21 protein-coding genes are annotated in these 24,262 nt (G+C 58.2%); 11 read left to right on the top strand and 10 right to left on the bottom strand.

Annotated features, from left to right (window positions below):
- Nucleotides 1-28: 28 nt before the first annotated feature.
- Complete coding sequence (locus tag MRS74_RS01135; protein WP_254578429.1) at nt 29-862, bottom strand: pirin family protein; 834 nt, start codon at nt 860-862, stop codon at nt 29-31.
- A 144-nt stretch (nt 863-1,006) separates the two neighbouring features.
- Between MRS74_RS01135 and MRS74_RS01130 the strand changes: the two genes are divergently transcribed.
- Nucleotides 1,007-1,420, top strand: a complete 414-nt coding sequence (locus tag MRS74_RS01130; protein ID WP_254578428.1) for a CopD family protein — start codon at nt 1,007-1,009, stop codon at nt 1,418-1,420.
- 51 nt (nt 1,421-1,471) lie between these two features.
- Here the strand turns inward: MRS74_RS01130 and MRS74_RS01125 are convergent, their stop codons facing one another.
- The 8 genes from MRS74_RS01125 to MRS74_RS01090 all read right to left on the bottom strand — a co-directional run bounded on the left by MRS74_RS01125 (nt 1,472) and on the right by MRS74_RS01090 (nt 10,555).
- A complete protein-coding gene (locus MRS74_RS01125; RefSeq protein WP_254578427.1) occupies nt 1,472-2,107 on the bottom strand; it encodes a ubiquinone biosynthesis accessory factor UbiJ in 636 nt (211 codons plus the stop codon).
- A 130-nt stretch (nt 2,108-2,237) separates the two neighbouring features.
- Entirely contained in the window at nt 2,238-2,996 is a 759-nt protein-coding gene (ubiE, locus tag MRS74_RS01120) for a bifunctional demethylmenaquinone methyltransferase/2-methoxy-6-polyprenyl-1,4-benzoquinol methylase UbiE (RefSeq protein ID WP_254578426.1), read from the bottom strand.
- A 100-nt stretch (nt 2,997-3,096) separates the two neighbouring features.
- Nucleotides 3,097-3,474: a gamma-butyrobetaine hydroxylase family protein gene (locus MRS74_RS01115; protein ID WP_254578425.1), complete on the bottom strand. Its 378-nt coding sequence runs from the start codon at nt 3,472-3,474 to the stop codon at nt 3,097-3,099.
- An 81-nt stretch (nt 3,475-3,555) separates the two neighbouring features.
- Nucleotides 3,556-4,887 (bottom strand): ATP-dependent protease ATPase subunit HslU, encoded by a 1,332-nt coding sequence (hslU, locus tag MRS74_RS01110; RefSeq protein ID WP_254578424.1) that lies wholly within the window; start codon nt 4,885-4,887, stop codon nt 3,556-3,558.
- 22 nt (nt 4,888-4,909) lie between these two features.
- Nucleotides 4,910-5,440 (bottom strand): ATP-dependent protease subunit HslV, encoded by a 531-nt coding sequence (gene hslV, locus MRS74_RS01105; protein WP_254578423.1) that lies wholly within the window; start codon nt 5,438-5,440, stop codon nt 4,910-4,912.
- A 297-nt stretch (nt 5,441-5,737) separates the two neighbouring features.
- Entirely contained in the window at nt 5,738-6,415 is a 678-nt protein-coding gene (locus tag MRS74_RS01100; RefSeq protein WP_254578422.1) for an SPOR domain-containing protein, read from the bottom strand.
- Nucleotides 6,416-6,419: 4 nt separating this feature from the next.
- Entirely contained in the window at nt 6,420-8,180 is a 1,761-nt protein-coding gene (gene argS, locus MRS74_RS01095) for an arginine--tRNA ligase (RefSeq protein WP_254578421.1), read from the bottom strand.
- Between the two features lie 164 nt (nt 8,181-8,344).
- Nucleotides 8,345-10,555 (bottom strand): primosomal protein N', encoded by a 2,211-nt coding sequence (locus tag MRS74_RS01090; protein ID WP_254578420.1) that lies wholly within the window; start codon nt 10,553-10,555, stop codon nt 8,345-8,347.
- Between the two features lie 445 nt (nt 10,556-11,000).
- On the opposite strand from MRS74_RS01090, the gene rpmE reads away from it, so the two are divergent.
- On the top strand, nt 11,001-11,216 hold the full coding sequence (gene rpmE / locus MRS74_RS01085; protein ID WP_067377339.1) for a 50S ribosomal protein L31: 216 nt from the start codon (nt 11,001-11,003) through the stop codon (nt 11,214-11,216).
- Between the two features lie 516 nt (nt 11,217-11,732).
- Nucleotides 11,733-13,001, top strand: coding sequence for a malic enzyme-like NAD(P)-binding protein (locus MRS74_RS01080; RefSeq protein ID WP_254578419.1), 1,269 nt, complete (start codon nt 11,733-11,735; stop codon nt 12,999-13,001).
- 371 nt (nt 13,002-13,372) lie between these two features.
- Here MRS74_RS01080 and MRS74_RS01075 read toward each other — a convergent pair whose 3' ends face one another.
- Nucleotides 13,373-15,745: a penicillin-binding protein 1A gene (locus MRS74_RS01075; protein ID WP_254578418.1), complete on the bottom strand. Its 2,373-nt coding sequence runs from the start codon at nt 15,743-15,745 to the stop codon at nt 13,373-13,375.
- 151 nt (nt 15,746-15,896) lie between these two features.
- Here MRS74_RS01075 and pilM point away from each other — a divergent pair, with 151 nt between their 5' ends.
- The 8 genes from pilM to MRS74_RS01035 all read left to right on the top strand — a co-directional run bounded on the left by pilM (nt 15,897) and on the right by MRS74_RS01035 (nt 24,118).
- Nucleotides 15,897-16,958: a type IV pilus assembly protein PilM gene (gene pilM, locus MRS74_RS01070; protein ID WP_254578417.1), complete on the top strand. Its 1,062-nt coding sequence runs from the start codon at nt 15,897-15,899 to the stop codon at nt 16,956-16,958.
- Between the two features lie 9 nt (nt 16,959-16,967).
- The gene (locus tag MRS74_RS01065; RefSeq protein ID WP_254578416.1) at nt 16,968-17,519 is read left to right on the top strand and encodes a PilN domain-containing protein; all 552 of its coding nucleotides are present in this window, start codon (nt 16,968-16,970) and stop codon (nt 17,517-17,519) included.
- Entirely contained in the window at nt 17,519-18,115 is a 597-nt protein-coding gene (locus MRS74_RS01060) for a type IV pilus inner membrane component PilO (RefSeq protein ID WP_254578415.1), read from the top strand. Before MRS74_RS01065 ends, MRS74_RS01060 begins: the two co-directional genes overlap by 1 nt.
- On the top strand, nt 18,099-18,668 hold the full coding sequence (locus tag MRS74_RS01055; protein ID WP_254578414.1) for a pilus assembly protein PilP: 570 nt from the start codon (nt 18,099-18,101) through the stop codon (nt 18,666-18,668). Before MRS74_RS01060 ends, MRS74_RS01055 begins: the two co-directional genes overlap by 17 nt.
- 79 nt (nt 18,669-18,747) lie before the next feature.
- The gene (locus MRS74_RS01050; RefSeq protein ID WP_254578413.1) at nt 18,748-20,802 is read left to right on the top strand and encodes a type IV pilus secretin PilQ; all 2,055 of its coding nucleotides are present in this window, start codon (nt 18,748-18,750) and stop codon (nt 20,800-20,802) included.
- Between the two features lie 17 nt (nt 20,803-20,819).
- Complete coding sequence (gene aroK, locus MRS74_RS01045; protein WP_256557723.1) at nt 20,820-21,338, top strand: shikimate kinase AroK; 519 nt, start codon at nt 20,820-20,822, stop codon at nt 21,336-21,338.
- A gap of 27 nt (nt 21,339-21,365) precedes the next feature.
- The gene (gene aroB / locus MRS74_RS01040) at nt 21,366-22,454 is read left to right on the top strand and encodes a 3-dehydroquinate synthase (protein WP_254578412.1); all 1,089 of its coding nucleotides are present in this window, start codon (nt 21,366-21,368) and stop codon (nt 22,452-22,454) included.
- A 38-nt stretch (nt 22,455-22,492) separates the two neighbouring features.
- On the top strand, nt 22,493-24,118 hold the full coding sequence (locus MRS74_RS01035) for an SPOR domain-containing protein (RefSeq protein ID WP_254578411.1): 1,626 nt from the start codon (nt 22,493-22,495) through the stop codon (nt 24,116-24,118).
- Nucleotides 24,119-24,262: the final 144 nt, after the last annotated feature.

Genomic DNA, 24,262 nt, shown 5'->3' with positions numbered 1-24,262 from the left:
TTGGCGTCCCTGCCAAGGCCGGTTTCTGTCAGGCGGTAAGGCGGTTGTCGCGATAATCGCGCAGTGCCTGCTCTATTTCCTCCTGGCTGTTCATGACAAAGGGCCCGTACTGCACTATGGGCTCGCCGATGGGGCGGGCAGCCAGCAGCATCAGGGCGCTGTCTTCCTGTGCCCGCAGCTGCACGGCGTCGCCATCGCGCAGGACGCCCAGTTCGCCCGCGCCAAGGGTGTCGTCACCCAGCTGAATCTGACCGCGATAGACATAGACGAAGGCGCGGTGTCCGATTTTTACCGGGTGAGTCAGACTGCTGTCGGCGGGCATGCGGATGTCCACCATCAGCGGGTCCACACCGATGCCGCTAACCGGCCCCAGGGTGCCCAGGGAATCGCCGGCGATAACGCGGCGCAGGATGCCCTGGTCGTCGGTGGCCTCCCGGATGTCTTCTGGCAGCAGGTCCTGGTAGCGCGCCGGGCACATTTTCTCGGCCGCCGGCAGATTTATCCACAGCTGGAAACCCCACATCAGACCTTCTTCCTGTTGCGGCATTTCGGAGTGGATAATGCCCCGTCCGGCCGTCATCCACTGGGCGCCGCCGGATTGCAGCAGGCCGACGTTGTCCAGGTGATCGCGATGCTCCATGCGCCCCGCCAGCATATAGGTGACGGTTTCAAAGCCCCGGTGCGGGTGGGACGGAAAGCCGGCGATGTAGTCGTCGGCACTGTCGGACTTGAATTCGTCGAGCATCAGGAACGGATCAAGATTGCGCAGGTTCGGCGTACCTATGACGCGGTTCAGGCGTACGCCTGCGCCATCGGATGTCGGCATGGCACGGGCACGGCGTTCAAGCGTACGTAGGGTCATGGAAAGCTCCTGTGAATTGAGAGTTCATGCTGTCATCCTAAAGCGTTGTGGCGGGGGCTAATAGCGGAAATATTTGTCCGAACCCTTCAGTTTTTCCGCATGCTTTTTCGTATCATGAAGCCCAACCGGATCAGGGAGAGCGCTATGTTGTGGGTCAAAACCTTTCATATTCTGGCGATGACCAGCTGGATGGCGGGGATTTTCTATCTGCCGCGCATCTTCGTGCATTTTGTCGAGGGGCGTGCGGCGGGGCAGGATGTCACCCGGCTGCAGATCATGGCGCGCAAACTCTATGGCTTCATGAGCGTAATGGCGGTCTTTACCCTGGGCCTGGGACTCTGGCTCTGGCTGGGCTATGGCGTTAGCGGCGCCTGGCTGCATGCCAAGCTTGTGTTCGTGGCGTTGCTGATCGGTTATCACGGCTGGTGCCGAGTCTATCTCAAGCGCATGGCGGGGGGCATGCTGAGTCAGAGCGGGCTTTATTTCAGGCTCTTCAATGAACTGCCGCTGCTGATTTTCGTCCCTATCCTGATTCTGGTGGTGGTCAAGCCGTTCTGATGCGAGCCTGATCGCCACACCTCAGCGCCTCTTCACGAGAGCCGAGGCCTGTCAGTTGGACTCAGGGTGAAGGCGGTTGAGCAGGCGCTGCAACCGTGCGTCGATGCGGTCAGTACGCTGGCGCAGCTGATCCACATCGGCCATAAAGCCTTCGAGTTCGGCTCTGGGGGGCAGCAGGCGGGCTTCTTCCTGCAGATATTCACCCAGGTTGTGGCTCAGGCTGCTGCCGGTCTGGCGCCAATAGCTGCTCTGCTGGCGCACAAGGCGCGCCGCCTGGTGGGCGGGAATATCACCGACCTGGTCGGCCAGCAGACCTTCCCAGTCGATATCGGCGTCGGCCAGTATGCTTTGCAGCCGGTTGGCCAGGGCACTGTCGCCGCTGATGGTCACGCCCTTGCCAAAGAGTGCAGCGGCCTTGTCATCGCTGCTCACCAGGCGCAAGAGTGCGCTGGCGCTGCCGGCAATAACAGCGTCGGCTTCGGCGCCGTAATGCTGCTGTAGCTGCAGGCCTTCGTTATTGGGAATCAGGAACAGCGTCATGGCCACCGGTGAGCTGATTTCCAGCGCCACCACGCGACCGCTGAGCTGACCCAGCGCCCGCAGGGTGACCGGGTCACGGCTGAGCAGGCTGTTAAGGCCCTGCTCGGCCAGGGTGATCAGGGCGGCATTGAACATGTTCAGAGGCATGGCGTGATTCCCGTGGATCGCTTCAGGACTTGATACCCGTGTGCAGCGCCACGACACCGCCGGTCATGTTCCGCTTGCTGGTATAAGCGCAGTGCACCGAGCCTGGGTGTATCGGCGGCCTGGCTAGTCTTCAGGGTTTGATACCGGTGTGCAGGGCTACCACGCCCCCGGTCATGTTCTGGTACTTGCATTGCACCAGGCCTGCGGCTTGCATCATGCCTTTGAGGGTTTCCTGATCCGGGTGCATGCGAATGGACTCGGCCAGGTAGCGGTAGCTTTCGGCGTCGCCCGCAATCGCCTGACCCATTCTGGGCAGGATATTGAAGGAGTAGAAGTCGTAAAGCTTGGTCAGTGCCGGGTTATCGGTTTTGGAAAATTCCAGCACCATGACCTTGCCGCCGGGTTTGAGTACCCGGGTCATGGAGCGCAGGGCCGCGTCCTTGTCGGTGACATTGCGCAGGCCGAAAGCGATGGTAATGACATCGAAGTAGTTATCCGGAAACGGCAGGGCCTCGGCGTTGGCCTGAACGAATTCGATATTGCCGGCTGCGCCGCGATCCAGCAGCTTGTCGCGGCCGACCTTGAGCATGGAGTCGTTGATATCCGCCAGTACGACCTTGCCCTGGGCCCCGACCAGGCGGGAGAAACGCAGCGTCAGGTCACCGGTACCGCCAGCGATATCCAGCACCCGGTGGCCGGCGCGCACGCCGCTCTGTTCAATGGTCAGGCGCTTCCACAGCCGGTGTACGCCGCCGGACATCAGATCGTTCATGATGTCGTACTTGGTGGCGACCGAGTGAAACACGTCGGCCACGCGTTTGGCCTTGTCTTCAACCGGTACCTGCTGATAACCGAAATCCGTGGTGTTGTCTTGCTTGTGGTCGCTCATGGTCACAGTTCACTAAGCCTTTGCGGAATCTGAGCGCATTGTAGCGCGCCACCCGGGGACTTGTCTGTCCCGGGTGTCGCGCTGTTGCACAGGGACTCTGTCAGCCCCTGGCGATCAGGCCACCATCACGGGAGGCACCGGCGGCTTCGAGTTGGCGCAGGTAGTCGTTCCAGTAACGGTCGCAGTCGTGGGCCAGGTCGTAGAGATATTCCCAGGTATAAAGGCCGCTGTCGTGGCCGTCATCAAACACGATCTTGAGGGCATAGTTGCCGGCCGGCACCACCTGCTTGAGCCCCACCAGTTTCTTGCCGGTTTGCAGCACGCCCTGGCCTATGCCATGTCCGCGCACCTCGGCCGAAGGGGAATGGACGCGCAGGTATTCGGCCGTCAGTTCGAAACTGCCGTCGGGGTAAACCAGCTCCAGGGTGCGGGACTTGAGATGCAAACGGATGTCGGACGGAAGCGGTACTTCGTTCATCACATAACCTGTGGCGTTGGGGCGGGACTGCGCCCGCCACTGCAGTTTACTGGAGCAGCGCCCGCGGGCGCTGCGACCGGATCAGAGGATGTAGTGGCTCAGATCCTGATCCTGGCTCAGTTCCGCCAGGTATTTGTCGACGTAGGCGGCATCGATGAGCAGCTTTTCACCCCCCAGGTCTGAGGCCGTGAATGACAGCTCTTCCAGCAGTCGCTCCATCATGGTGTGCAGACGACGGGCGCCGATGTTCTCGGTCTGCTCGTTGACCTGGAACGCCAGCTCCGCGATGCGGGCGATGGCATCTTCCGCGAATTCGATCTCGACGCCTTCCGTCTTCATCAGCTCGCGGTACTGCTCGGTGATGCTGGCGTTCGGCTCGGTGAGAATACGACGGAAATCACCGGGGGTCAGGGCATGGAGCTCGACGCGAATCGGCAGACGGCCCTGCAGCTCTGGAATCAGGTCGGACGGGCGCGCCAGATGGAAGGCGCCTGAGGCGATAAACAGAATATGGTCGGTGTTGACCATGCCGTGCTTGGTGCTCACGGTGCAGCCTTCGATCAGCGGCAGCAGATCGCGTTGTACGCCTTCGCGGGAGACATCGCCGCCGGTGCTATCTGAGCGCTTGCAGACCTTGTCTATCTCGTCGAGAAAGACGATGCCGTTCTGTTCAACACGCTCAATGGCGCTTTGCTTGATATCTTCATCCTTCACCATCTTGGCGGCTTCTTCATCCACCAGCAGCTTGAAAGCTTCCTTCACCGGCAGACGGCGCTGCTGCTTGCGATCACCACCGAAGTTGGCAAACATGCTCTGCAGCTGGCTGGTCATTTCCTCCATGCCGGGTGGTGACATGATTTCAACGCCCGCCCTGGGCTGGGCGAGGTCGAGCTCGATTTCCTTGTCATCCAGCTGGTGTTCGCGCAGCTTCTTGCGAAATACCTGCCGGGTGGCACTGTCGGTCCTGCTGGGCGCCGGCTCATTGCCCGTGGCGCGGGCCGGGGGCAGCAGGGCATCGAGAATACGTTCTTCAGCCGCTTCCTCGGCCCGAAAGCGCACCTTGTCCATTTCCTGCTCGCGCACCATCTTGATCGCCATATCAACCAGATCGCGCACGATGGTTTCCACATCGCGACCAACGTAGCCCACTTCAGTGAACTTGGTCGCTTCTACCTTGATAAAGGGAGCATTGGCAAGCTTGGCCAGGCGACGGGCGATTTCGGTCTTGCCGACCCCGGTGGGGCCTATCATCAGGATGTTCTTGGGGGACACTTCGGCCCGCAGTTCTTCGTTCAGCTGCATGCGGCGCCAGCGGTTGCGCAGCGCCACGGCGACCGAGCGCTTGGCGGCATCCTGGCCGATGATATGGCGGTCCAGCTCGTGGACGATTTCACGCGGTGTCATGTTGGACATGTCTATTTCCTCGGGTCGCCCGTCAGGCCACGGAATTCAGTTCTTCGATGGTCAGGTTGTCGTTGGTGAAGACGCAGATGCCGGCGGCAATCTGCAGGCTCTTCTCAACAATGTCACGGGCCGGGAGTTCGCTGTTGTCGACCAGGGCGCGGGCGGCTGCCAGGGCATAGTTGCCGCCGGAGCCAATGGCGATGACGCCGTCTTCGGGATCGATAATGTCGCCGCTGCCGGAAATCAGGAAGGTGCGCTCCTTGTTGGCGACCAGCATCAGCGCTTCGAGCTTGCGCAGGGCACGGTCACTGCGCCATTCGCGGGCCAGTTGGGTGACCGCGGTAACAATGTTGCCCTGGTGCTTGTCGAGCTGCTGCTCGAACAGGTCGCGCAGGGTGATGGCATCGGCGGTGGAACCGGCGAATCCGGTGATGACCTGATGCTTGGGCAACAGGCTGACTTTTCTGGCAGTGCCTTTCATTACGGTGTTGCCCAGCGATACCTGGCCGTCGCCACCGACCACTACCTTGTCGCCCCGGCGTACGGATACGATCGTTGTCATGTGTTGCTCCTGAGTAAGCCTATCCCGCAAAGATGGTGCCGCAGCCGTGAAATTCAAGCGTAGCGGGCAAATTATACCCAGCTGCCTGTAACCAGCGCGGTAATGCACAGCACAATCGGGCTGCGAAAAGGCTGCATTCAGAGGCTGGAAAGGGCGTAAAGCACAGAATAATGCTGCATCGGGAACAGCAGTGGTGGCTGAGGCGGGGCGCTTGGCGAGGCGTTAGCGGCCAAGAATAGGGCAAAGGGAAGCGCCCGGGGCGACGATACGCTGTTGCGTGCCGTGGCCCCGGGAGTCTTACTGCTGGATTTCCATGGCCTGGATGCGCATCTTGGCCATCTTGTTCTGCGCCTTGTTGATAGCGGCGCGGTTGTCAAAAGGTCCGGTGCGAACCCGGTACCAGGTGCCATTGCTGCCTTCGCTTTTGCTGGTGCGCACATTGGGCAGTCCGGCCAGCAACAGCTGGGCGCGCATGCGCTCTGCATCGGCCGGATCCCGAAAGGACCCGGCCTGCAGCAGATAGCTTTGCTCCAGCTTGGCGTTGCGCGGTGTCGACTTGTAGGCCTCCACCGTGGGCGTCTGGACCTCGCTCTTGGGCAGCATTTCGTAGAAATCGAAACGTGTCTGCGGCTCGGGCGCGGGCTCGCTGCTGTTGGCGGAGATCTCCTTTACGGCGGACTTGGGTACCGGGGCTGTATCCGGCGCCGCTGCCTTTGGCCTGGGCTCAGGCTTTGCCGCCACGGGCGCTGGCACCGGAACTATGTTCCTGGTCTGTGGTTTGGCCGGTGCAGACTGAAAGCTGTTCAGCTGCATCAGGCCATAGGCCAGGCCTCCGATCGCCAGAACCACGACCAGCGCCAGCGGCCAGGCGCTTTTCTTTTGTCGCGGCGCGGGCTTGGAGGGCGCGCTGCTGCGGCTGCGGCTGGCGCCGCTGCTACGGTTGTTCTTCTGGGCAAAGTCCTTGCGTGACGCCATGGGATTACATCTGTTCCGGTGCCGATACGCCCAGCAGCTGCAGGCCGTTGGCCAGAATCTGGCGTACCGCCGTGCTCAGGGTCACACGGGCGTTACGCAGATCGGCGTCGTCGATCAGCATCTTGTGGGCGTTGTAGTAGGAATGGAAGTCGTTGGCCAGTTCGCGCAGGTAGTTGGCCAGCACATGGGGCTCGTAATTGAGCGCCGAACCCTGCAGTACTTCCGGGTATTTACCCAGCTTGGTGATCAGGTCCTTCTCGTGTTCGGTATCCAGCAGCCCGAGGTTGGCGAGGCCTGCGGCCTGATCCCAGGACCAGCCGGCTTCATCCAGCTTGCGCAACACCGAGCAGACGCGGGCATGGGCGTACTGTATGTAGTAGATGGGGTTGTCCTTGGATTCGGACTTGGCCAGCTCCAGATCGAAGTCCATGTGCTGTTCGGACTTGCGCGTGACATAGAAGAAACGGCAGGCATCGTTGCCCACTTCTTCACGCAGTTCACGCAGGGTGACGAAGGAGCCCGAGCGGGTCGACATCTGCACCCGTTCCTGGCCGCGGTAAAGAATGGCGAACTGCACCAGTCGCACCACCAGCCGCTCGGGATCATAGCCCATGGCTTCCAGTGCCGCCTTGACGCGGGTGATATAGCCGTGGTGATCGGCACCCCAGATATTGATGACCTTGTCGAAACCGCGCTCGAACTTGTTCATGTGGTAGGCGATATCGGAGGCGAAGTAGGTCGTCTGGCCATTGGCGCGGCGCACCACACGGTCCTTGTCGTCACCGAAGGCGGTGGAACGGAACCAGAGGTTGCCGTCCTCTTCGAAGAGGTAGCCTTTTTCCTGCAGTTTGTTCAGGGCGCTGTCGACATCGCCGGTATGGGTCAGGGAGCGCTCGCTGAACCACTGCTGATACTGCACGCCGAAACCGCCGAGGTCATCGCGGATGTCGCTGAGGATGGAATCCAGGCCGGCACTGAAAACCTGCTCGTAGCCGTCATCGCCCAGCAGCGCGCGGCAGCGTTCGATCAGGGCGTCGATGTGCAGTTCCTTGTCACCGCCTGCGGGCTCATCGGCGGGGATGTCACTGAACACGGCGGCACTGCTGTGGTGCAGCGTATCGCCCAGGCGCGCGCGCAGGTCGGTGGCGATGTCGTGAATGTATTCGCCCTTGTAGCCGTTGCTCGGGAAGGCGAAGCTTTCGCCGCAGCTTTCGAGGTAGCGCAGCCAGACGCTGGTGGCGAGGATGTTCATCTGCCGCCCGGCATCGTTGACGTAGTATTCGCGCTCGACCTGTACACCGGCGGCCTCCAGCAGGTCCGATACAGTCGCGCCATAGGCGGCGCCGCGGCCATGACCCACATGCAGCGGCCCTGTGGGGTTGGCGGAGACGAACTCAACCTGCACGCGGCCGGCGCTGTTGGCAGGCTGGCGGCCATATTCATGACCGGCGCTGAGGATATCCGCGACCACCTGATTGGCAACATCAGTCTTCATGTAGAAATTGATGAACCCGGGGCCGGCAATTTCGGTCTTGGCAAGCTGCGCCGAGGCGGGCAGTGCATCGAGGAGCGCCTGGGCCAGCTGTCGCGGATTTTGTCGGGCAGGCTTGGCCAGCGTCAGGGCAATGTTGGATGCGAAATCGCCGTGAGTCTTATCGCGGGTGTTTTCCACCATGACATTGGTCTGGATATCGGCAGGCAAGGTGCCGTTTGCAATCAGTGTGGCGAGCGCAGAATCGATCAGATCCGCAATATGTTGTTTCATCAGACGTGAGTTACCGGTTCGGATTGGACAAAAATCGACCGCGCATTATCGCCTGTTGGCGCCTTCTTGTTAAGGGGCACGTAAACGGACCGGGCGGTCAATTTTTTGCAACCAGGGCTATATTTGACCGTTCTGGCGATTTCAGGCGGCGCGCCGCCGGGCAATTAGTGATTATCGACGGGGTCCACATCCAGGCTCCAGCGTACCTGACGTGCCAGTGGTGACTGCTCCAGCAAGGGCGTGATGCTGCTCAGCAACTGCTGCAGGGCGCGCCTGTCGTGACTTTGCAGCAGCAGCTGGGCGCGAAAGAAGCCGGCGCGTTTTTCCATGGAAGCAGGGAAGGGGCCAAGCCAGCTGACACCGGGCACATTCAGCTCGCCGGATGCGAGTGCACTGCACAGGGTGCTGAGAAAGGCTTCGGCCCGGCCGCGACGGTTGGCTTCGGCTCGCAGCAGTGCGTGGTGTATAAAAGGAGGCAGGCCGCTGTTCTGGCGCAGGTTCAGCTCCGCCGTGGCGAAGGCCTCATAGCCCTGGTTCACCAGCTGTATCAGCGTCGGATGATCGGCATGGTGTGTCTGCATCAATACCTGCCCCGGACGCTCGGCCCGGCCGGCTCGGCCGGCGACCTGCAGAATGAGCTGGGCGGTGCGTTCCATGCCGCGAAAATCCGCGCTGAACAGGCCTGCATCGGCATCCAGGATCACCACCAGGGTCACGGCGGGAAAGTGATGGCCCTTGGCCAGCATCTGGGTGCCGACCAGAATGCAGGGGCGGCCATCGTGCACACGCTCCATGATGTCCTGCATGGCGTTGCGTCGCTGCGTGCTATCGCGGTCAACGCGGATCACATCGGTGTCGGGGAACAGCTGTTGCAGCACGCCTTCGGTGCGTTCAGTACCGGCGCCCTGGGGTTTGAAGTCCGAGGTATGGCAGGACGGGCAGCGGTGCGGGATGGGGCGCTGATGGTCGCAATGGTGACAGTGCAGGTGCGGCGGTGTGCGGTGCAGCGTCATGCGGGCGTCGCAACGGTCGCACTCGATCAGGGTGCCGCATTGATGACACATCAGGGCCGGTGAAAAGCCGCGTCTGTTCAGAAACAGCAGCACCTGATTGCCCTGGTGCAGCTCAATGCCGATGCGGCGTATAACCTCGTCCGACAGGCCGCTGTTGAGAGGTTGCTGGCGAATGTCGTAGAGCTCGAATTTGGGGGGGCGGGCGTTGCCGGCGCGTTCGTTCAGGCGCACATGGCGGTAACGCCCGCTGTGGGCGTTGTGCAGGGTTTCGAGCGACGGCGTGGCCGTGCCCAGTACCAGTGGAATGTTTTCAGCGCGGGCGCGCATGACGGCAAGGTCACGGGCCGAGTAGCGAAAGCCATCCTGCTGCTTGAACGAGGTGTCGTGCTCTTCATCGACGATGATGATGCCGGGGGTCTTCAGGGGGGTGAACAGGGCGGAGCGGGTGCCAATCACCACCCGCGCCTGGCCCGAGCGGGCCTGCAACCAGGCGTCGAGACGCTGGCGGTCGGTCATGTTGGAGTGCAGCACCTGGACTTCCACGGCGAAGCGGGAGCGAAAGCGGCTCACGGTTTGTGGTGTCAGGCCAATTTCCGGTACCAGTATCAGCGCCTGGGCACCCTGGTGCAGAATGCGTTCGATCGCCTGCAGGTAAACCTCTGTCTTGCCGGAGCCGGTGATGCCCTGCAGCAATACGGGGTTGAAGCCATCGCGCTCGAAGACCGCATCCAGCGCCTGCTGCTGCTCGGCGTTCAGCGGGAGTACGGGCTGACGCAGTAGTTCTGTATCCGCCGGCGTTTCCGGCACTTGCATGGCGACGGCTTCGCGTTCTTCTATCAGACCTCTGTCACTGAGCAGTTTCTGCTGCGCACTGCTGTAACCGGCATTGCGAATGCTCGGATTATCGAGACCCTCGGGGTGCTGCAACAGCAGCTCAAGCAGGGCGCGCTGCTTTTTGGCACGCGGTGCTACGGCGTCGCTGCTGATGCCTGGCGTCGCATGCCAGCGCAGTAGCGGGCTGGGTTGGTCACTCTCGCCCTTGCGCAGCAGTACCGGCAGCGCCTGGTGCAGGGCATCGCCCACCGGGTGCTGATAATAGTCCGCCGCCCAGCAGGCCAGCTCCAGCAGGTGGAGCGGCAAGGGCGGCGTCTGATCAAGGATTTGCAGTGCCGGCTTGAGCTTCGCCAGTGGGAACTCGGAACTTTGCGCGACTTCTATCAGTACGCCGGTGAGCTCACGGCGGCCAAAGGGCACCCGAATACGCACGCCTATAGCGGGTATGCTGTCCAGCCCGCTGGCCGGAGGCAGGTAGTCAAACAGGCGACGCAGAGGTGTCGGCAGGGCGAGGCGAAGAATTGTCATGGCGTCGGTGCTGGCTCAGAGGCTCCCTAGTTTAGGAGGCTGTCCGACAATACTCAACCTACTGCGAACCACCTGAGTTTGGCTGTTTTTTTGTGCTGTTTGGCGTTAAATAGAACCACTATGCACAAGCTAGATCCCTGTAGCTTGCCCGGTGGGGAGCTAAGGCTGTGTAAATCGGCAATCCTGCCGATTTATCGTCTTAAAACACCGCAAAAACCAGCTCAAATCAGCCGGCTCTCGCTACGGCCAGCATTCTCGGGCAGCCTCCTGGCGAAATGCGGATTCTATTGGCGGGGAGGGGTAATTGCTTGCGACAGCGCTGGGCTGCGCGTATAATCCCGCGCCTGGTTGCGGTCATAAAACCGTGGCATTATTCTATGGAACGAAAGTGCGGTGCCCGGCAGACATGCTGATCGGGTAGCGGCACAGATTATCGAGGCTTGTTATGAAAACTGGAATCCATCCTAAGTACGAAGACGTTACCGTAACCTGCTCCTGCGGCAACGAAATGCACACGCGTTCTACCATGTGCCAGAACATGCACGTCGACGTATGCAGCCAGTGCCACCCGTTCTACACGGGCAAGCAGAAAGACGCCACTACCGGTGGTCGTATCGATCGCTTCAACAAGCGTTTCGGTGGTCTCAAGCTGGCGAAGTAATTCGGCAGAAATTGCCAAGAATTTTGCAAAAGGCACTCCTCCGGAGTGCCTTTTTCGTTTGGGCTCATGGCAGAGATCAGCGGAGTCAGAGGCAGCCTAAGGTGCGTTGCTATCGGTCAAGGCACTGTGCGCAGCCATGGCTGCTGTCGGACTCTGGCGTGGATGGATTCTTCGCCGGGCAGGGCACGTAGCTTGGCTTGAACTTGATGAAAGGCTTTTTTATTGCGGGATCCCGCAGTCATGGAGGCGCTGTCCGGTGCCGAGTCGGAGGGCATGATGGGGTCTGGTGTAGCAGTCAGGCGCTGGGGTATGGCTCGGTGTGTATAATTTAACTTATTGATATTAATAAATAAATTATGATTACTGAGGGTGATGGCCAGTCATCATCTGCGGCTTTTTTGCGGGTTCCGAAAACGTCGTTTTCATGCTATCTGGGGGTTATTGTGGGTATAAGGTGTTTTCTATATCATTCATAACCCCTCTCATCTAATAAATCAGCCTATTGAGCCTGCAACCATGTCTGAGCAATTTAAGAAAGCCGCACTCGATTACCACGAGTTCCCCCGTCCGGGCAAGATCAGCGTAGAACTGACAACCCCCGCCGAATCCGCCCGTGATCTGGCGCTCGCCTACAGCCCGGGTGTTGCCGAGCCGGTACGTGAGATCGCCAGGGATCCGGACAATGCTTACCGTTACACTGCCAAGGGCAACCTGGTGGCGGTTATTTCGAACGGTAGCGCGATTCTGGGTCTGGGCAACCTGGGGCCGCTGGCCTCCAAGCCGGTTATGGAAGGCAAAGCGCTGCTGTTCAAGCGTTTTGCGGGCATTGACTCCGTTGATATCGAAGTCGATGCCGAGAGCCCGCAGGCCTTTATCGATACCGTGGCCCGCATTGCCGAAACTTTTGGCGGAATCAACCTCGAAGACATCAAGGCACCAGAGTGCTTTGAAATTGAGCGTACCCTGATCGAACGCTGCAATATCCCCGTCTTCCATGATGACCAGCACGGCACCGCCATTGTTACCGCTGCCGGCATGATCAACGCACTGGAAATTGCCGGCAAGAAGCTGGATGAAGTCCGCATCGTTTGCCTGGGCGCCGGTGCTGCCGCGTCTGCCTGCATGAAGCTGCTGATCAATATGGGTGCCAAGGTTGAAAACATTTTCATGCTCGACCGCAAGGGTGTGATCCACTCTGGTCGTGATGACCTGAGCCCTGAAAAGGCGGTGTTCGCGACTGAAACCGACCTGCGCACCCTGGATGATGCCATTGATGGTGCCGATGTGTTCGTCGGTCTGTCCGGTCCGGACCTGTTCAAGCCCGAGCAGCTGGCCAAGATGGCTCCTACGCCGATCGTATTTGCCTGCTCCAACCCGGACCCTGAAATTCATCCGGAACTGGCTCATGCCACTCGCAGCGATGTGATCATGGCGACCGGACGTTCCGACTTCCCGAACCAGGTGAATAACGTACTGGGCTTCCCGTTCATTTTCCGTGGCGCGCTGGATGTGCGTGCGACTGAAATCAACGAAGCCATGAAGGAAGCGGCGGTCAAGGCCCTTGCTGAGCTGGCAAAACAGGAGGTTCCGCAGGAAGTGCTGTCCGCCTACGAGCTGGATGCACTGGAGTTTGGGCCGCAGTACATTATTCCCAAGCCGATCGACAACCGCCTGTTCGGTGCTGTATCCATGGCGGTCGCTCAGGCTGCAATCGATAGCGGCGTTGCTCGTCTGCCGCTGCCAGCGCATTACCCGCTGACAAGTGTTGCTGATCTGCTGAAGTAATCGCTTTGCGGTAATCCCGTTAACCCGGCGCAAGCCTGTGCCCGGTTGATGGGATGTCGCAGATGGGTGCTTTATAGGGATGGTTCTCTGAATTCCAGGCTCAGATGCTGGAGTGATTGCAGCGGAACCATCCCTGTTTTATATCCAGGCCCTGGGCGTTGGTTTCAGGCAAACTCTTTCCCTGTTTTGATATTCCAGCTGTGACGGCCTGTGTCAGGCGGCGCGGTTATTCCTGCTGACGACGCCTTCCACTGTGTTTTTCCTTCGCGTAGACATCGATCCGCAGTGCCTGAGTTGGTTCTCGAGCTTGTTGCGTCCGGTCGTGCCTGAGCCTTTGTGGGCGCTGTGTGCAGGGCGGTTAAAAGCCTGGCTTAGAAGATGTCGTCCGTGGAGACCTGGCCGCTGTCTGCGGAGTTTTGGGCGGATATGGCGGGTACATCCTCGGCGCGAAATACTTCGAAAATGGCATTTTTTTGCCCGGGATACGCCAGCATGCCGGTGGCCGGATCAATCTTCACGCGTACTATGCCGTCTGGCTGTACGGGGCCGTTTTCGGGGGCCTGATCCAGCGCGGTTTCCATAAAATCGATCCAGATGGGCAGTGCTGCGGTACCGCCGAATTCGCTGCGGCCAAGGGGGGCTGGCTGGTCGAAGCCGACCCAGGCAGTAGCGACCAGGTCACGGTTAAAACCAGTGAACCAGGCATCCTTCTGGTCGTTGGTCGTGCCGGTCTTGCCGGCCAGGTCGGCGCGCTCCAGGCTGCGGGCACGGGTCGCCGTGCCCTGGCGAATAACGTCCTGCAGCATGCTGTACATCAGATAGGCCGTGCGTGGGTCCATGATGCGTGGGGCGCTGGGTGAGAGCGGCTCGGTCGGGGTGTCACTCTCGATATCTTGTGATGGGCTGCAGTCCGCGCAGGCGGGTCTGGCCTGAAATAGCAGGTTGCCGTGCTGATCTTCAATACGCTGGATAAAGTAGGATGAGACCTTGTAGCCGCCATTGGCAAGCGCTGCGTAGCCGGTGACGATTTCCAGTGGCGTGACGTCGGCGGTGCCGAGCGAAAGCGACAGATTGCGCGGCAGGCGCTGCGGATCAAAGCCAAAGCCCTTGATATAGTCGATGGCGGTATCGATCCCCACTGCACGCAGCAGGCGAATGGAAACCAGATTGCGGGATTTGAACAGCCCTTCACGCAGCCGTGTCGGGCCGTAGAACTGCTCGCTGTAGTTTTGTGGCCGCCAGTCACCTTCCAGGCTGGCGTCTTGCAATACCACAGGTGCATCGTTGATCAGGCTAGCCGGGGTAAAACCGTTGTCCAGCGCGGCGGCGTAGATGAAGGGCTTGAAGTTGGAGCCCGGCTGTCGGTAAGCCTGGGTGGCACGGTTGAATTTGTTGAGATTGAAGTTGAAACCGCCGCTGAGTGCGCGAATGGCACCGTCCTTTGGATCCAGGGCGACAAAGGCACCCTGAACCTGCGGGAGCTGGCTAAGGGTCCAGTTCTCGGTGTTTTTATAGAGCCGGATGATATCGCCGGGGGACAGAATGTCTGCCGCCTTTTTGGGGGAGGCGCCCATGGCGTTATTGCTGAGGAACTTGCGTGCCCATTTGAGGCCATTCCAGTCTACGGTAACGGTCTCGCCGCTTTTCAGACTGGCCTGGATGCTATTGTCCTCCACCAGGGTGACGATGGCGGGTTCCAGATTGGCATAGCTCGTCATGCTTTCAAGTTTTTGTGCGACAGCGTCGGCAGTCAGGGCCGTATCGAGCTGCGACTCTGGGCCGCGATAGCCGTGGCGCGTGCTGTAGTCAAGCAGGCCATTCTGCAGCGCAAGGGTGGCCTTGGTCTGCAACTTGCTATCCAGAGTGGTATAGACGCGATAGCCCTCGTTATACAGCTCTTCGTCAAAGCGTTCGAAAAGTTCGCTGCGCACCATTTCTGCCACATAGGGTGCGTTCAGTTCGATGTCCGCGCCGTGATAACGCGCTGTGCTGGGCGCGGCTGAGGCCTCCTCGAAAGCCTGGTCGGAAATGTAGCCCAGGCTGTGCATGCGCTGCAAAATCCAGTTGCGTCGCTCAATGGCGCGTTGCGGATTGCGGATGGGGTTGTCGGTGGAGGGGGCTTTGGGCAAGCCCGCAATGGTGGCCATCTGCGCCAGTGTCAGATCCTGAATGCTGCTGCCGTAATACACGCCCGCGGCGGCTTCGATACCGTAGGCGCGCTGCCCCAGGTAGATCTTGTTGATGTAGAGTTCGAATATTTCTTCCTTGGTCAGCTCTCGCTCAATGCGCAGGGCCAGCAGGATTTCTACGAATTTTCGGTTGAAGGTGCGTTCGCGGCTAAGGAAAAAGTTCTTCGCAACCTGCATGGTGATGGTGGATCCACCGCTCTGGATATGGCCGGTGGTGGCAAGCTGGAATGCGGCGCGGCTCAGTCCTTTGAAGTCGATACCGATATGCTCGAAAAAACGGCTGTCTTCGGCTGCCTGGAAGGCGCGTACCAGATCGGTCGGGATATTGTCGTAACTGACGGGGGTGCGGCGCTTTTCGCCAAATTCGGCTATCAGTTTGTTGTCGCTTGAAAAAATGCGCATCGGTGTCTGGAACTGAACTTCACGCAGACTTTCGACGTCTGGCAGCTGTGGCGCAAGGGTGTAGTAGACACCCGCAACGGCCAGCAGCATGATGACGAGTCCGGCCAATGCCAGTTTTACGAATATTTTTACCAGCGAAATCAACACGCCCATGCTACCTTTTAACAAACTTTTAGTGCGTAGCTGGTAGTATATCGGTTGCATGCCCGGAGCCTCTAGCATTGCGTAGTTTTATTTTCCGAAGTTTATGGCTAGAGTTGGTGAGTGCGATGGAAAACCCTGCAGTCTGCAAAGGAATACAGCAGTGTTGAGCTTGCTAGGAAACAAATCTGGAGCATGGGTCGGTGTTGACATCGGGTCATCGTCGGTCAAGCTGGTGGCGCTGTCCAAAAGTGGCACCGAATATTCATTAAATTCATACGCTGTGGTGGCGTTACCGGCGTCGACTGTGGTCGATGGCAGTATTCAGCAGATTTCCGAAGTATCGGATGCAATTGAAAAAGCATTGCGTAAAATCGGCCTGAAGCTGAATTCGGCGGTGACGGCGGTTCCCTCTTCGGCGGTAATCACCAAAAAGCTGCAAATAAGCAACGTTTTTGACGAGTTCGAACTTGAAGAACAGGTCAAAATCGAGGCGGATCAGTTTATTCCCTACCCGCTGGATGAAGTCTCACTGGATTTTGAGGTGATAGGCCCTGTAGAAGGGGTCTCGAACCTCAACGATATACTTGTTGTGGCCTGTCGTCGGGGTGATGTCGAGCAGCGGGAAGAAGCCATCAATGGTGCCGGCCTCAAATGCGAGATCATTGACGTCGATACCTATGCCATGGAACGGGTCTATCCGTGTCTCGTGGGTGATTCGGTCAAGCCCGGCGAATTGGTAGGGCTGGCGGATATAGGTGCTTCGACCCTGACGCTGAATGTATTCAAGGATGGGGTCATTATCTACAGTCGTGAACAGGCTTTTGGTGGCAATGATCTGGTCAATGCGATTCAGCAGCAGTACGGCATGCCGGCAGCTGATGCCGAGCAGGCGTTGCGACACAATGAGTTGAGCGACGAAATCCGGGAAATGCTGGTGATGCCCTTCCGTCAGACCATAGCGCAGCAGGTCTCGCGATCCATGCAGTTTTTTTATTCCTCCGGTGTGCAGCAGCAACTGGCGCAGCTGATCATAGCCGGTGGTGCTGTATCCATTGAAGGCATAGAGCCGCTGATGGAAGCGGAAGTGGGTATACCTACCGTTGTTGCGAATCCGTTTGCAGCAATGAAAATCAGCTCTAAGCTGAACAAGCAGCGACTAAAGGCTGAAGCTCCCCTGCTAACGAAAGCCTGCGGGCTTGCGATGCGCTCATTTGATCAATAGGGATAACGTATGGCGCGGATTAACCTACGACCATGGCGTGAAGAGCGAAATGCCGCACGGCAGAAGCAATTCATTACCAATCTGTTGTTCACTGTCTTTCTGGCTGGCGCAGTCTCATTTGGGATTAGCTATTATTTTGACGTTCAGATGGATCGCCAGCAGGCTCGCAATAATTATCTCAAAGCTGAAATAGTCAAGCTTGACGAGAAAATAAAAGAAATACGGGAGCTGGAACGGCAGCGCGAGCGCTTGCTTGAAAGGCTTAACGCCATCCAGGAATTACAGGGTAACCGTCCGCTGGTAGTACGTTATTTCGATGAGCTTGTGCGAGTTTTACCAGACAAGCTTTATTATTCCTCCGTATCCCGCAGTGGTGAAAGTGTTTCGGTCAATGGCCTTGCGGAGCAAAACAGGGATGTATCCAATCTGATGCGTGCCATGGATTCTTCCATCTGGTTCGGTGAGCCCAGCTTGTCCCAGGTTAGAAGTGCAGGTGCGGTGCGCCAGTTTGACCTGAGTGTACCCCTGACCAAACCCAAAGAAGATGGAGGGCAGCAATAATGGGTGCCCTGAGTAATGCCTTCAAAGGTTTCGATATTAATAATGTTGATGTCAATGAGGCCGGCAACTGGCCCATTGGCGTCAAGGTGATCGTGTATGTCTTTCTGTTCAGCGCCTTGGTGGGTGCGGCAATCTACTTCTATGTGAACGACCAGTACATTGCGGTTGAGCGGGAAATTGCCAAGGAACCGCCCATTAAAAAGGAATTTCAGAATAAGGCCTTTCAGGTGGCGAACCTGCCGGCATTGCGCAAGCAGATGGCGGACGTCGAGGGGCGTTTTTCCGAACTCTTGACCCAGCTTCCGACCGACAAGGAAGTGCCGGGTTTGCTGGAGGATATTTCCGATATCGGGCGTGGCGCAGGCTTGTCGATTAACAGCATTGCGCTGCAGTCTGAGCGAAAGAGCAAGTTCTATATTGAGCTGCCCATAAACATTTCTGTTGCCGGTACCTATCATGAGCTGGGGCAGTTTGTCAGTGGTGTGGCGGCAATTGATCGAATAGTGACACTGCATGACTTCAAGGTCAGTCCCGGCAGTGGCTCTTTGGTGATGACAATCCAGGCGAAGACGTATCGTTATGATGACACCAAATAAGCACGCAGCTGTCGCGGGCAGCACTGTCAGGGCTGGAATCGTATTCCTGCTCGCAACCCTTGCCAGCGGCTGTATCTGGGTGGAAGACACCGCAGACCTGCGCTCCTATGTGCAGCAAACCCAGGCGAAACCACCCGGGAAAATAAAGCCTCTGCCCGAGTTCAAATCCTATGAGGCCTTTATTTATCAGGGCGCGAGCCTGCGTGATCCATTCCAGCCGCTGATCGAGCTGGTGGTTGAAGAGGATCTGGGGCCTGTATCCAACTTGAAGCCAGATACCGAACGCCCGAAAACCTATCTTGAGTCCTTTCCGGTCGATGGCCTGAGCATGGTGGGAACCATAACCAGTCTTGATGGTGGTAGTCTCTGGGCATTGCTGAAAGATCCTAAAGGTGAAATTCATCGCGTGAGTAACGGGGATTTTATTGGTCTGGATTATGGCCAGGTGCAGGAGGTCTCCGAGCTGGGCCTTGAGCTTGTGGAAATTATAGAAAATGGACGGGGGGGCTGGATGAAGCGCCCGCGCGTGATTGCCCTGCCTGAAAAAGAATGATCAAAGGACAGCTAGGTTTATGAAGACATACAGCATATGCAAGGATAACTCCGTTTCACGGGGTCTTGGGTGGCAGTTAATGCTGATACTGGCATGTTGTCTTATGGCGCTGCAGGTGCGGGCGGAAAGCGTGATGCTGAAGGACTCGTCCTTCGTCGCCTTGCCGGGTCACAAGCTGGAAGTGCGGCTGGATTTCAATATGCCGCCGCCGTCGCCCAGGGCCTATGTAATTGACAGCCCGCCGCGACTGGTGCTGGATCTTGCCGGCGCGAGTAATGATTTGGGGCGCCGTCAGCTGGACATCAAAACCGGCCAGGTAGACAGTCTGAACATGGCTGAAACAGACGGGCGCTTGCGGATCGTCGCCAATCTCAATGAAATGGTGGACTACCAGACCTACACGGAAGGTAATTCACTCTTTATGGTGTTTGGCGGTTCCGCCGGGGCGCTTGCCTCAGGCGCATTGCGTGATCGCTCTGCAAAGTCGGTACAGGGCTCCAGGCCTGAACCGGGCCCTGTGGGCACGCGGGTTCAGGGTATTGATTTTGAGCGTATGGATGGCGGGCTCGGTCGTGTACTGATTTCGATGTCAGACGACAAGTCCGGTCTCGATATCATTGAAGAAGGCAATAATGTCGTCATCAACCTGCTGGGTGCTTCGTTGTCCGGCTCGCTTGAGCAGCGCGTTGATGTGCAGGACTTTGCCACGCCGGTCATGTTTATCGATGCCATGAGCAGCGGCGCCAACACCACCATTCTGGTCAAGCCGGGTGCCGCGCCCTATGACTACATGGCTTATCAGACCGGCAATCAACTGGTGCTGGATTTCCGTCCGATCACCTATGCCGAAGACGAGAAACGCAAGAAAGAGCGTTTTCCGTTCACCGGCGAGAAAATCGACCTGAACTTCCAGGACGTGGATATCCGCTCAATCCTGCAGATTATTGCCGAAGTTGCGGAGATGAACCTGGTGGTTGATGACAAGGTCAACGGCAACATTACCCTGCGACTCAAGAACGTGCCCTGGGATCAGGCGCTGGATCTGGTGCTGAAAACCAAGAGCCTGGCTAAGCGGGTTGTAGGCAATGTGATGCTGATCGGGCCGGCTGCCGATATTGCACAGCGTGAACTTGAAGAGGCTGAGGCTCAGAAGCAGGTCAAGGAACTGGCGCCCCTGGTCACAGAGTTCATACAGGTGGACTTTCGTAAATCGTCCGAAATGAAGTCCCGGGTAGAGCAGGCCAAGCTGATTTCCGAGCGCGGTTTTATCATGTCGGACGATGAGACCAATGTGCTGATGGTGCGTGAAACCGCGGCTCAAATCGAAGAAATCCGTGATACACTGCGGCGCTTCGATGTTGAGGTGGCGCAGATTCTGATCGAAGCGCGCATAGTGTCGGCGTCCAATGATTTCCAGAAAGACCTGGGGATTCGCTGGGGTGCATCGGCGGTAGAGAATCGCAAGAACAGCTCTTTTGTTATAGATGGTGGTGCGGGGTCTGTTGTGAATCCTGGTTTGTCCAGCACAGACACTACGGGTAATATCGCAAATTCAAATCTGATGGTGGATCTGGGGGTAACACCGCAGTCTTCCATTGTGTTCAGCTACATTCGGGATAACTTCCTGCTGTCGGCCGAACTGTCTGCACTGCAGACCGAAGGCAAGGCGGAGATTGTCTCTCAGCCCAAGGTCATTACGACCAATGGCAAGCCGGGACTGATCGAGTCCGGGGTACAGATTCCGTACCAGACCGTGGAAGATGGCGAGGTCAGCATCCAGTTTGAAGATGCAACTTTGAAACTGCAGGTAACACCACAGCTGAATCCGGGGGATCGCATTACGCTGGATCTTGATATTACCCAGGACTCCGTCGGTGCGGTGCTGCCCAACGGCGAGGTTTCGATCAACACCAACCAGTTGACCACAACGGTCAATGTGGCGGATGGCGATACAGTGGTTCTCGGCGGGGTCTTCCGTAACGAGACGGTAAACAACTTGAGCAAGACGCCGCTGCTGGGAGACCTTCCGGTGATAGGCAGCCTGTTTCGCAAGCGTGAACAGTCCAACACCAAGACGGAACTGTTGATCTTTATTACGCCGAAGCTGATCAGGGAGTCTCTGGCAGTTCAGTAATCGGGGTTTGGTACAATTTGAACATCTTTCTTATAGGCCCTATGGGAGCTGGAAAAAGCACCATAGGGCGTCTTCTTTCTCACGAGCTGAATCTGGAGTTTATCGACAGTGACAGGGAGATAGAGGCCCGTGCGGGGGCGAATATTCCCTGGATATTCGATGTGGAGGGGGAAACTGGCTTCCGTGAGCGGGAGGAGTCCGTCATCCGCGACCTTTGCGAGCGTGACAATATCGTGCTGGCAACCGGCGGCGGTGCAGTCATTCGTGAGGCCAATCGTGCTGCCCTGCAGTCCCATGGCGTTGTCATTTATCTGCATACCACTGTTGAGCAGCAACTCGAGCGTACGGCGCGGGACAAGAATCGTCCGCTGCTGCAAACCGAGAACCCCGCCGAGACATTGCAGCAGCTGCTGCGTCAGCGTGATCCCCTCTATCGGCAGACCTGTGATATAACCCTGCATACTGACAGGCGCCATCCCAAGGCCGTCGTATCTGAAATTTTTCGTCAGTTGTCCAAGCTTGGTCTGGTCAGGTGACTCTTTCTACACAGGAGTGATTCGCAGGTGCAGAATTTAAGCGTCGATTTGGGTGAGCGCAGTTACCCCATTTACATTGGCGAAGGCTTGCTGCAGCAAAAGTTGATCGAGCCCTATATCAGCGGCAGGCAGATCTGCATCGTAACGAATGAAACTGTTGCTCCGCTGTATCTGGCCAGGGTTCAGCAGGCGCTGCTGGACTATCAGGTTGATACGCTGATCCTGCCGGATGGCGAGCAGTACAAAACGCTGGAGCACCTGAACACAATTTTCGATCGTTTGCTTGAGCTTAGGCACAACCGCACCACCACGCTGATAGCGCTCGGTGGCGGGGTGGTGGGCGACATGACCGGTTTTGCCGCGGCCTGCTATCAGCGGGGTGTGAACTTTATCCAGATGCCGACCACGCTCCTGTCCCAGGTGGACTCTTCGGTGGGCGGCAAGACCGGCGTTAATCATCCGCGGGGCAAAAACATGATTGGGGCCTTCTACCAGCCCCAGTGTGTGCTGATCGATACCTCGGTGCTGGGAACCCTGCCTGCGCGGGAGTTGTCAGCGGGCCTGGCCGAAGTGATCAAGTACGGACTTATTTATGACGCCGAGTTTTTCGACTGGCTCGAGTCCATGATGTCGCGGCTGGTCTCGGGTGATACCGAGTGCCTGGCCAAAGCCATATACCGCTCCTGTGAAATCAAGGCAGAAGTGGTGGCCCAGGATGAGAAAGAGTCCGGCATACGAGCCTTGCTGAATCTTGGCCATACCTTTGGGCATGCCATTGAAGCGAATCAGGGCTATGGCAACTGGCTGCACGGGGAGGCTGTGGCGGCGGGAACGCTGATGGCCGCAGATCTGTCTCGTCGCCTTGGCTGGCTGAGTGATGCGGAGGTGGAACGTATCCGTGCGATTCACCTTGCTGCCGGGCTGCCCGTATTGCCGCCTGCGAGCATGACAGAAGATGACTTCCTGTCGCTGATGGCGGTCGACAAGAAGGTGCTCGATGGGCAGCTGCGCCTGATACTGCTCGAAACAGTAGGTAAGGGCATAGTGACCTCCGAGTTCGCGCCTGAACTGCTGGTCGAAACGCTGACCTCGCAACTGGCACTGGCACGGCAGTGAATGGACAGATGCGCCAGCAGGTAGCAGCAGGAGTGCCAGTGGCCTCTTCCTCGCCCTATGTTGGCGATAACCGCATTGAGTATTTTGAGCCGCCATCGCGTTTGCAATTGCTGGACAAACTGCATCATCTGCTGCGCTTCTCCGATTTTCTGCTGGTTATTCAGGGTGAGGCCGGTAGTGGCAAAAGCACACTTCTACGCCAGCTGAGACCTCAAGCCGGCGATGGGCGTCTGTGTCACCTGGTGCTGCAGCAGGCGACGGGTGCCTCGGCGTTGCTGCGCCAGTTGGGCGAAGGCTGTGGGCTGGATATCGCCGACTGCGAGACTGAAGGGCAATTGCTCGAACTGATTCACCAGGAAGCGCAGCATGCCAGGGACGCCGGAATACAGTGGTTGCTCGTGGTGGATGATGCCGACAGGCTGGATGATGAAGCGCTGGAGCTGCTGGTCAATCTGCAGTGTGCCGGTATTGCGTCCATCCGCACAGTGCTGGCTGGGCGCCGCATCGCGCAGCGCCTTGAGGCGACAGGTCTGGCCCAGGAGCTGGATGGGCGTATGCATACGGAATGCCTGCAGCCTTTTGGGGTTGAGGAGGCGGGCGATTTTATACGCCTGCGTTATCCGGCACTGGAAGTACTGGACAGTCGGAAACTGCAACAGCTGGTAAGCAACAGCGATCGGATGCCCGGTTCCCTTGAACGGCTGGCATCCAATGCCCTGCGGCTGAAGTCGCCAACACAGACCCCGGCGCCTCGCGCACGGCGGGACAAATCAGGACGGGTGCTGGGAGGAGCGTCCCTGATGCTGGTTGTCATTGTCGCCATGGCAGGCTGGATTTACTGGCAACCGGAGGCCGCCTCCAGTATCGGAGAGCGGGTTTCCGTGCCCCTGGCCGTGCCGGTAATAGCGGCGTCTGTGGATCAGCCGGTAACTACGATTGATGTTATTGCTAATCGCCCGCAGGTCACCGCGCTGTTACCGGTTCCGGCTGAGGACGCAGGGCGGGCCGCAGAAGCTATTGTTGGTCTCGCTATTCACCCGGTTGTTGATGAACTCGTCGACACGATCAAGCCGGCATCGCCGGCATTATTGCCGGCCTTAAGCGCGCAGGATTTCCTGCCCGCTGCTCGCGAGGCAGCGCCCGTTGGTCGGCCCACTGTGCAGCGTTCATCGCAGCCGGATGCCGGCTTGATGGAGATGGTTGTTGCGGCCGAGCCAGCAGTGGTACCCAGGCCGGTGCCGGGATTGGTTGAGGTGCCAGTAATGACTGAGTCCGAACCTGCGGCAAAAGAAAACTCGGGCGTGAAGACTGTGTCAGCGGTGTCTGTAAATGTGGCTTCTGCGCTACCCCGGAGCACTGCGATGCAAGGCGAGGATGAGCTGCTGAGCTGGCCGGACAAAGGCTATACGCTGCAGTTGCTGGGAGCACGTCAGCTGGAAACCGCCAGGGATTTTATTGCTGATCAGCAGGATCCCGCTGCATTCAATTATTTTTCCACCCTTTATAAGGGCAAGCCGTGGCACGTGGTGATTATTGGCCGCTACGGCAGTCGAAAGGAGGCCAGTGCTGCGGTGCAGGAATTGCCCAGGGCACTGCAAAAGCTCAAGCCCTGGGCTCGCAGCATACAGAGCGTTAAGGCGGATATCCGCAAGGCGTCCCGTTAGGGAGTAGCAAGCTGCGGCGGCGTCAGGTGTCAGGTGCCCGGGGCCTGGGCCTGATTCGAGTGTCTTTGGCAGGCGCGCTGATACTGTTCCTGTCGTTCTGATTAGCTGTTAGTGTTGCAGTGCGGTATTCGAGTGCTGTGAATT

It is taken from the genome of Marinobacterium sedimentorum, assembly GCF_024267675.1.
Classification (GTDB): domain Bacteria; phylum Pseudomonadota; class Gammaproteobacteria; order Pseudomonadales; family Balneatricaceae; genus Marinobacterium_A; species Marinobacterium_A sedimentorum.
The sequence above is the reverse complement of the archived record's forward strand: the minus strand, read 5'-3'. Positions and strand labels throughout refer to the sequence as shown.

What these genes read in the sequence shown, in the direction of transcription:
- MRS74_RS01135 (WP_254578429.1), bottom strand. Translation starts at nt 862, where the DNA reads ATGACCCTACGTACGCTTGAACGCCGTGCCCGTGCCATGCCGACATCC.
- MRS74_RS01130 (WP_254578428.1), top strand. Translation starts at nt 1,007, where the DNA reads ATGTTGTGGGTCAAAACCTTTCATATTCTGGCGATGACCAGCTGGATG.
- MRS74_RS01125 (WP_254578427.1), bottom strand. Translation starts at nt 2,107, where the DNA reads ATGCCTCTGAACATGTTCAATGCCGCCCTGATCACCCTGGCCGAGCAG.
- ubiE (WP_254578426.1), bottom strand. Translation starts at nt 2,996, where the DNA reads ATGAGCGACCACAAGCAAGACAACACCACGGATTTCGGTTATCAGCAG.
- MRS74_RS01115 (WP_254578425.1), bottom strand. Translation starts at nt 3,474, where the DNA reads ATGAACGAAGTACCGCTTCCGTCCGACATCCGTTTGCATCTCAAGTCC.
- hslU (WP_254578424.1), bottom strand. Translation starts at nt 4,887, where the DNA reads ATGTCCAACATGACACCGCGTGAAATCGTCCACGAGCTGGACCGCCAT.
- hslV (WP_254578423.1), bottom strand. Translation starts at nt 5,440, where the DNA reads ATGACAACGATCGTATCCGTACGCCGGGGCGACAAGGTAGTGGTCGGT.
- MRS74_RS01100 (WP_254578422.1), bottom strand. Translation starts at nt 6,415, where the DNA reads ATGGCGTCACGCAAGGACTTTGCCCAGAAGAACAACCGTAGCAGCGGC.
- argS (WP_254578421.1), bottom strand. Translation starts at nt 8,180, where the DNA reads ATGAAACAACATATTGCGGATCTGATCGATTCTGCGCTCGCCACACTG.
- MRS74_RS01090 (WP_254578420.1), bottom strand. Translation starts at nt 10,555, where the DNA reads ATGACAATTCTTCGCCTCGCCCTGCCGACACCTCTGCGTCGCCTGTTT.
- rpmE (WP_067377339.1), top strand. Translation starts at nt 11,001, where the DNA reads ATGAAAACTGGAATCCATCCTAAGTACGAAGACGTTACCGTAACCTGC.
- MRS74_RS01080 (WP_254578419.1), top strand. Translation starts at nt 11,733, where the DNA reads ATGTCTGAGCAATTTAAGAAAGCCGCACTCGATTACCACGAGTTCCCC.
- MRS74_RS01075 (WP_254578418.1), bottom strand. Translation starts at nt 15,745, where the DNA reads ATGGGCGTGTTGATTTCGCTGGTAAAAATATTCGTAAAACTGGCATTG.
- MRS74_RS01065 (WP_254578416.1), top strand. Translation starts at nt 16,968, where the DNA reads ATGGCGCGGATTAACCTACGACCATGGCGTGAAGAGCGAAATGCCGCA.
- MRS74_RS01060 (WP_254578415.1), top strand. Translation starts at nt 17,519, where the DNA reads ATGGGTGCCCTGAGTAATGCCTTCAAAGGTTTCGATATTAATAATGTT.
- MRS74_RS01055 (WP_254578414.1), top strand. Translation starts at nt 18,099, where the DNA reads ATGATGACACCAAATAAGCACGCAGCTGTCGCGGGCAGCACTGTCAGG.
- MRS74_RS01050 (WP_254578413.1), top strand. Translation starts at nt 18,748, where the DNA reads ATGCTGATACTGGCATGTTGTCTTATGGCGCTGCAGGTGCGGGCGGAA.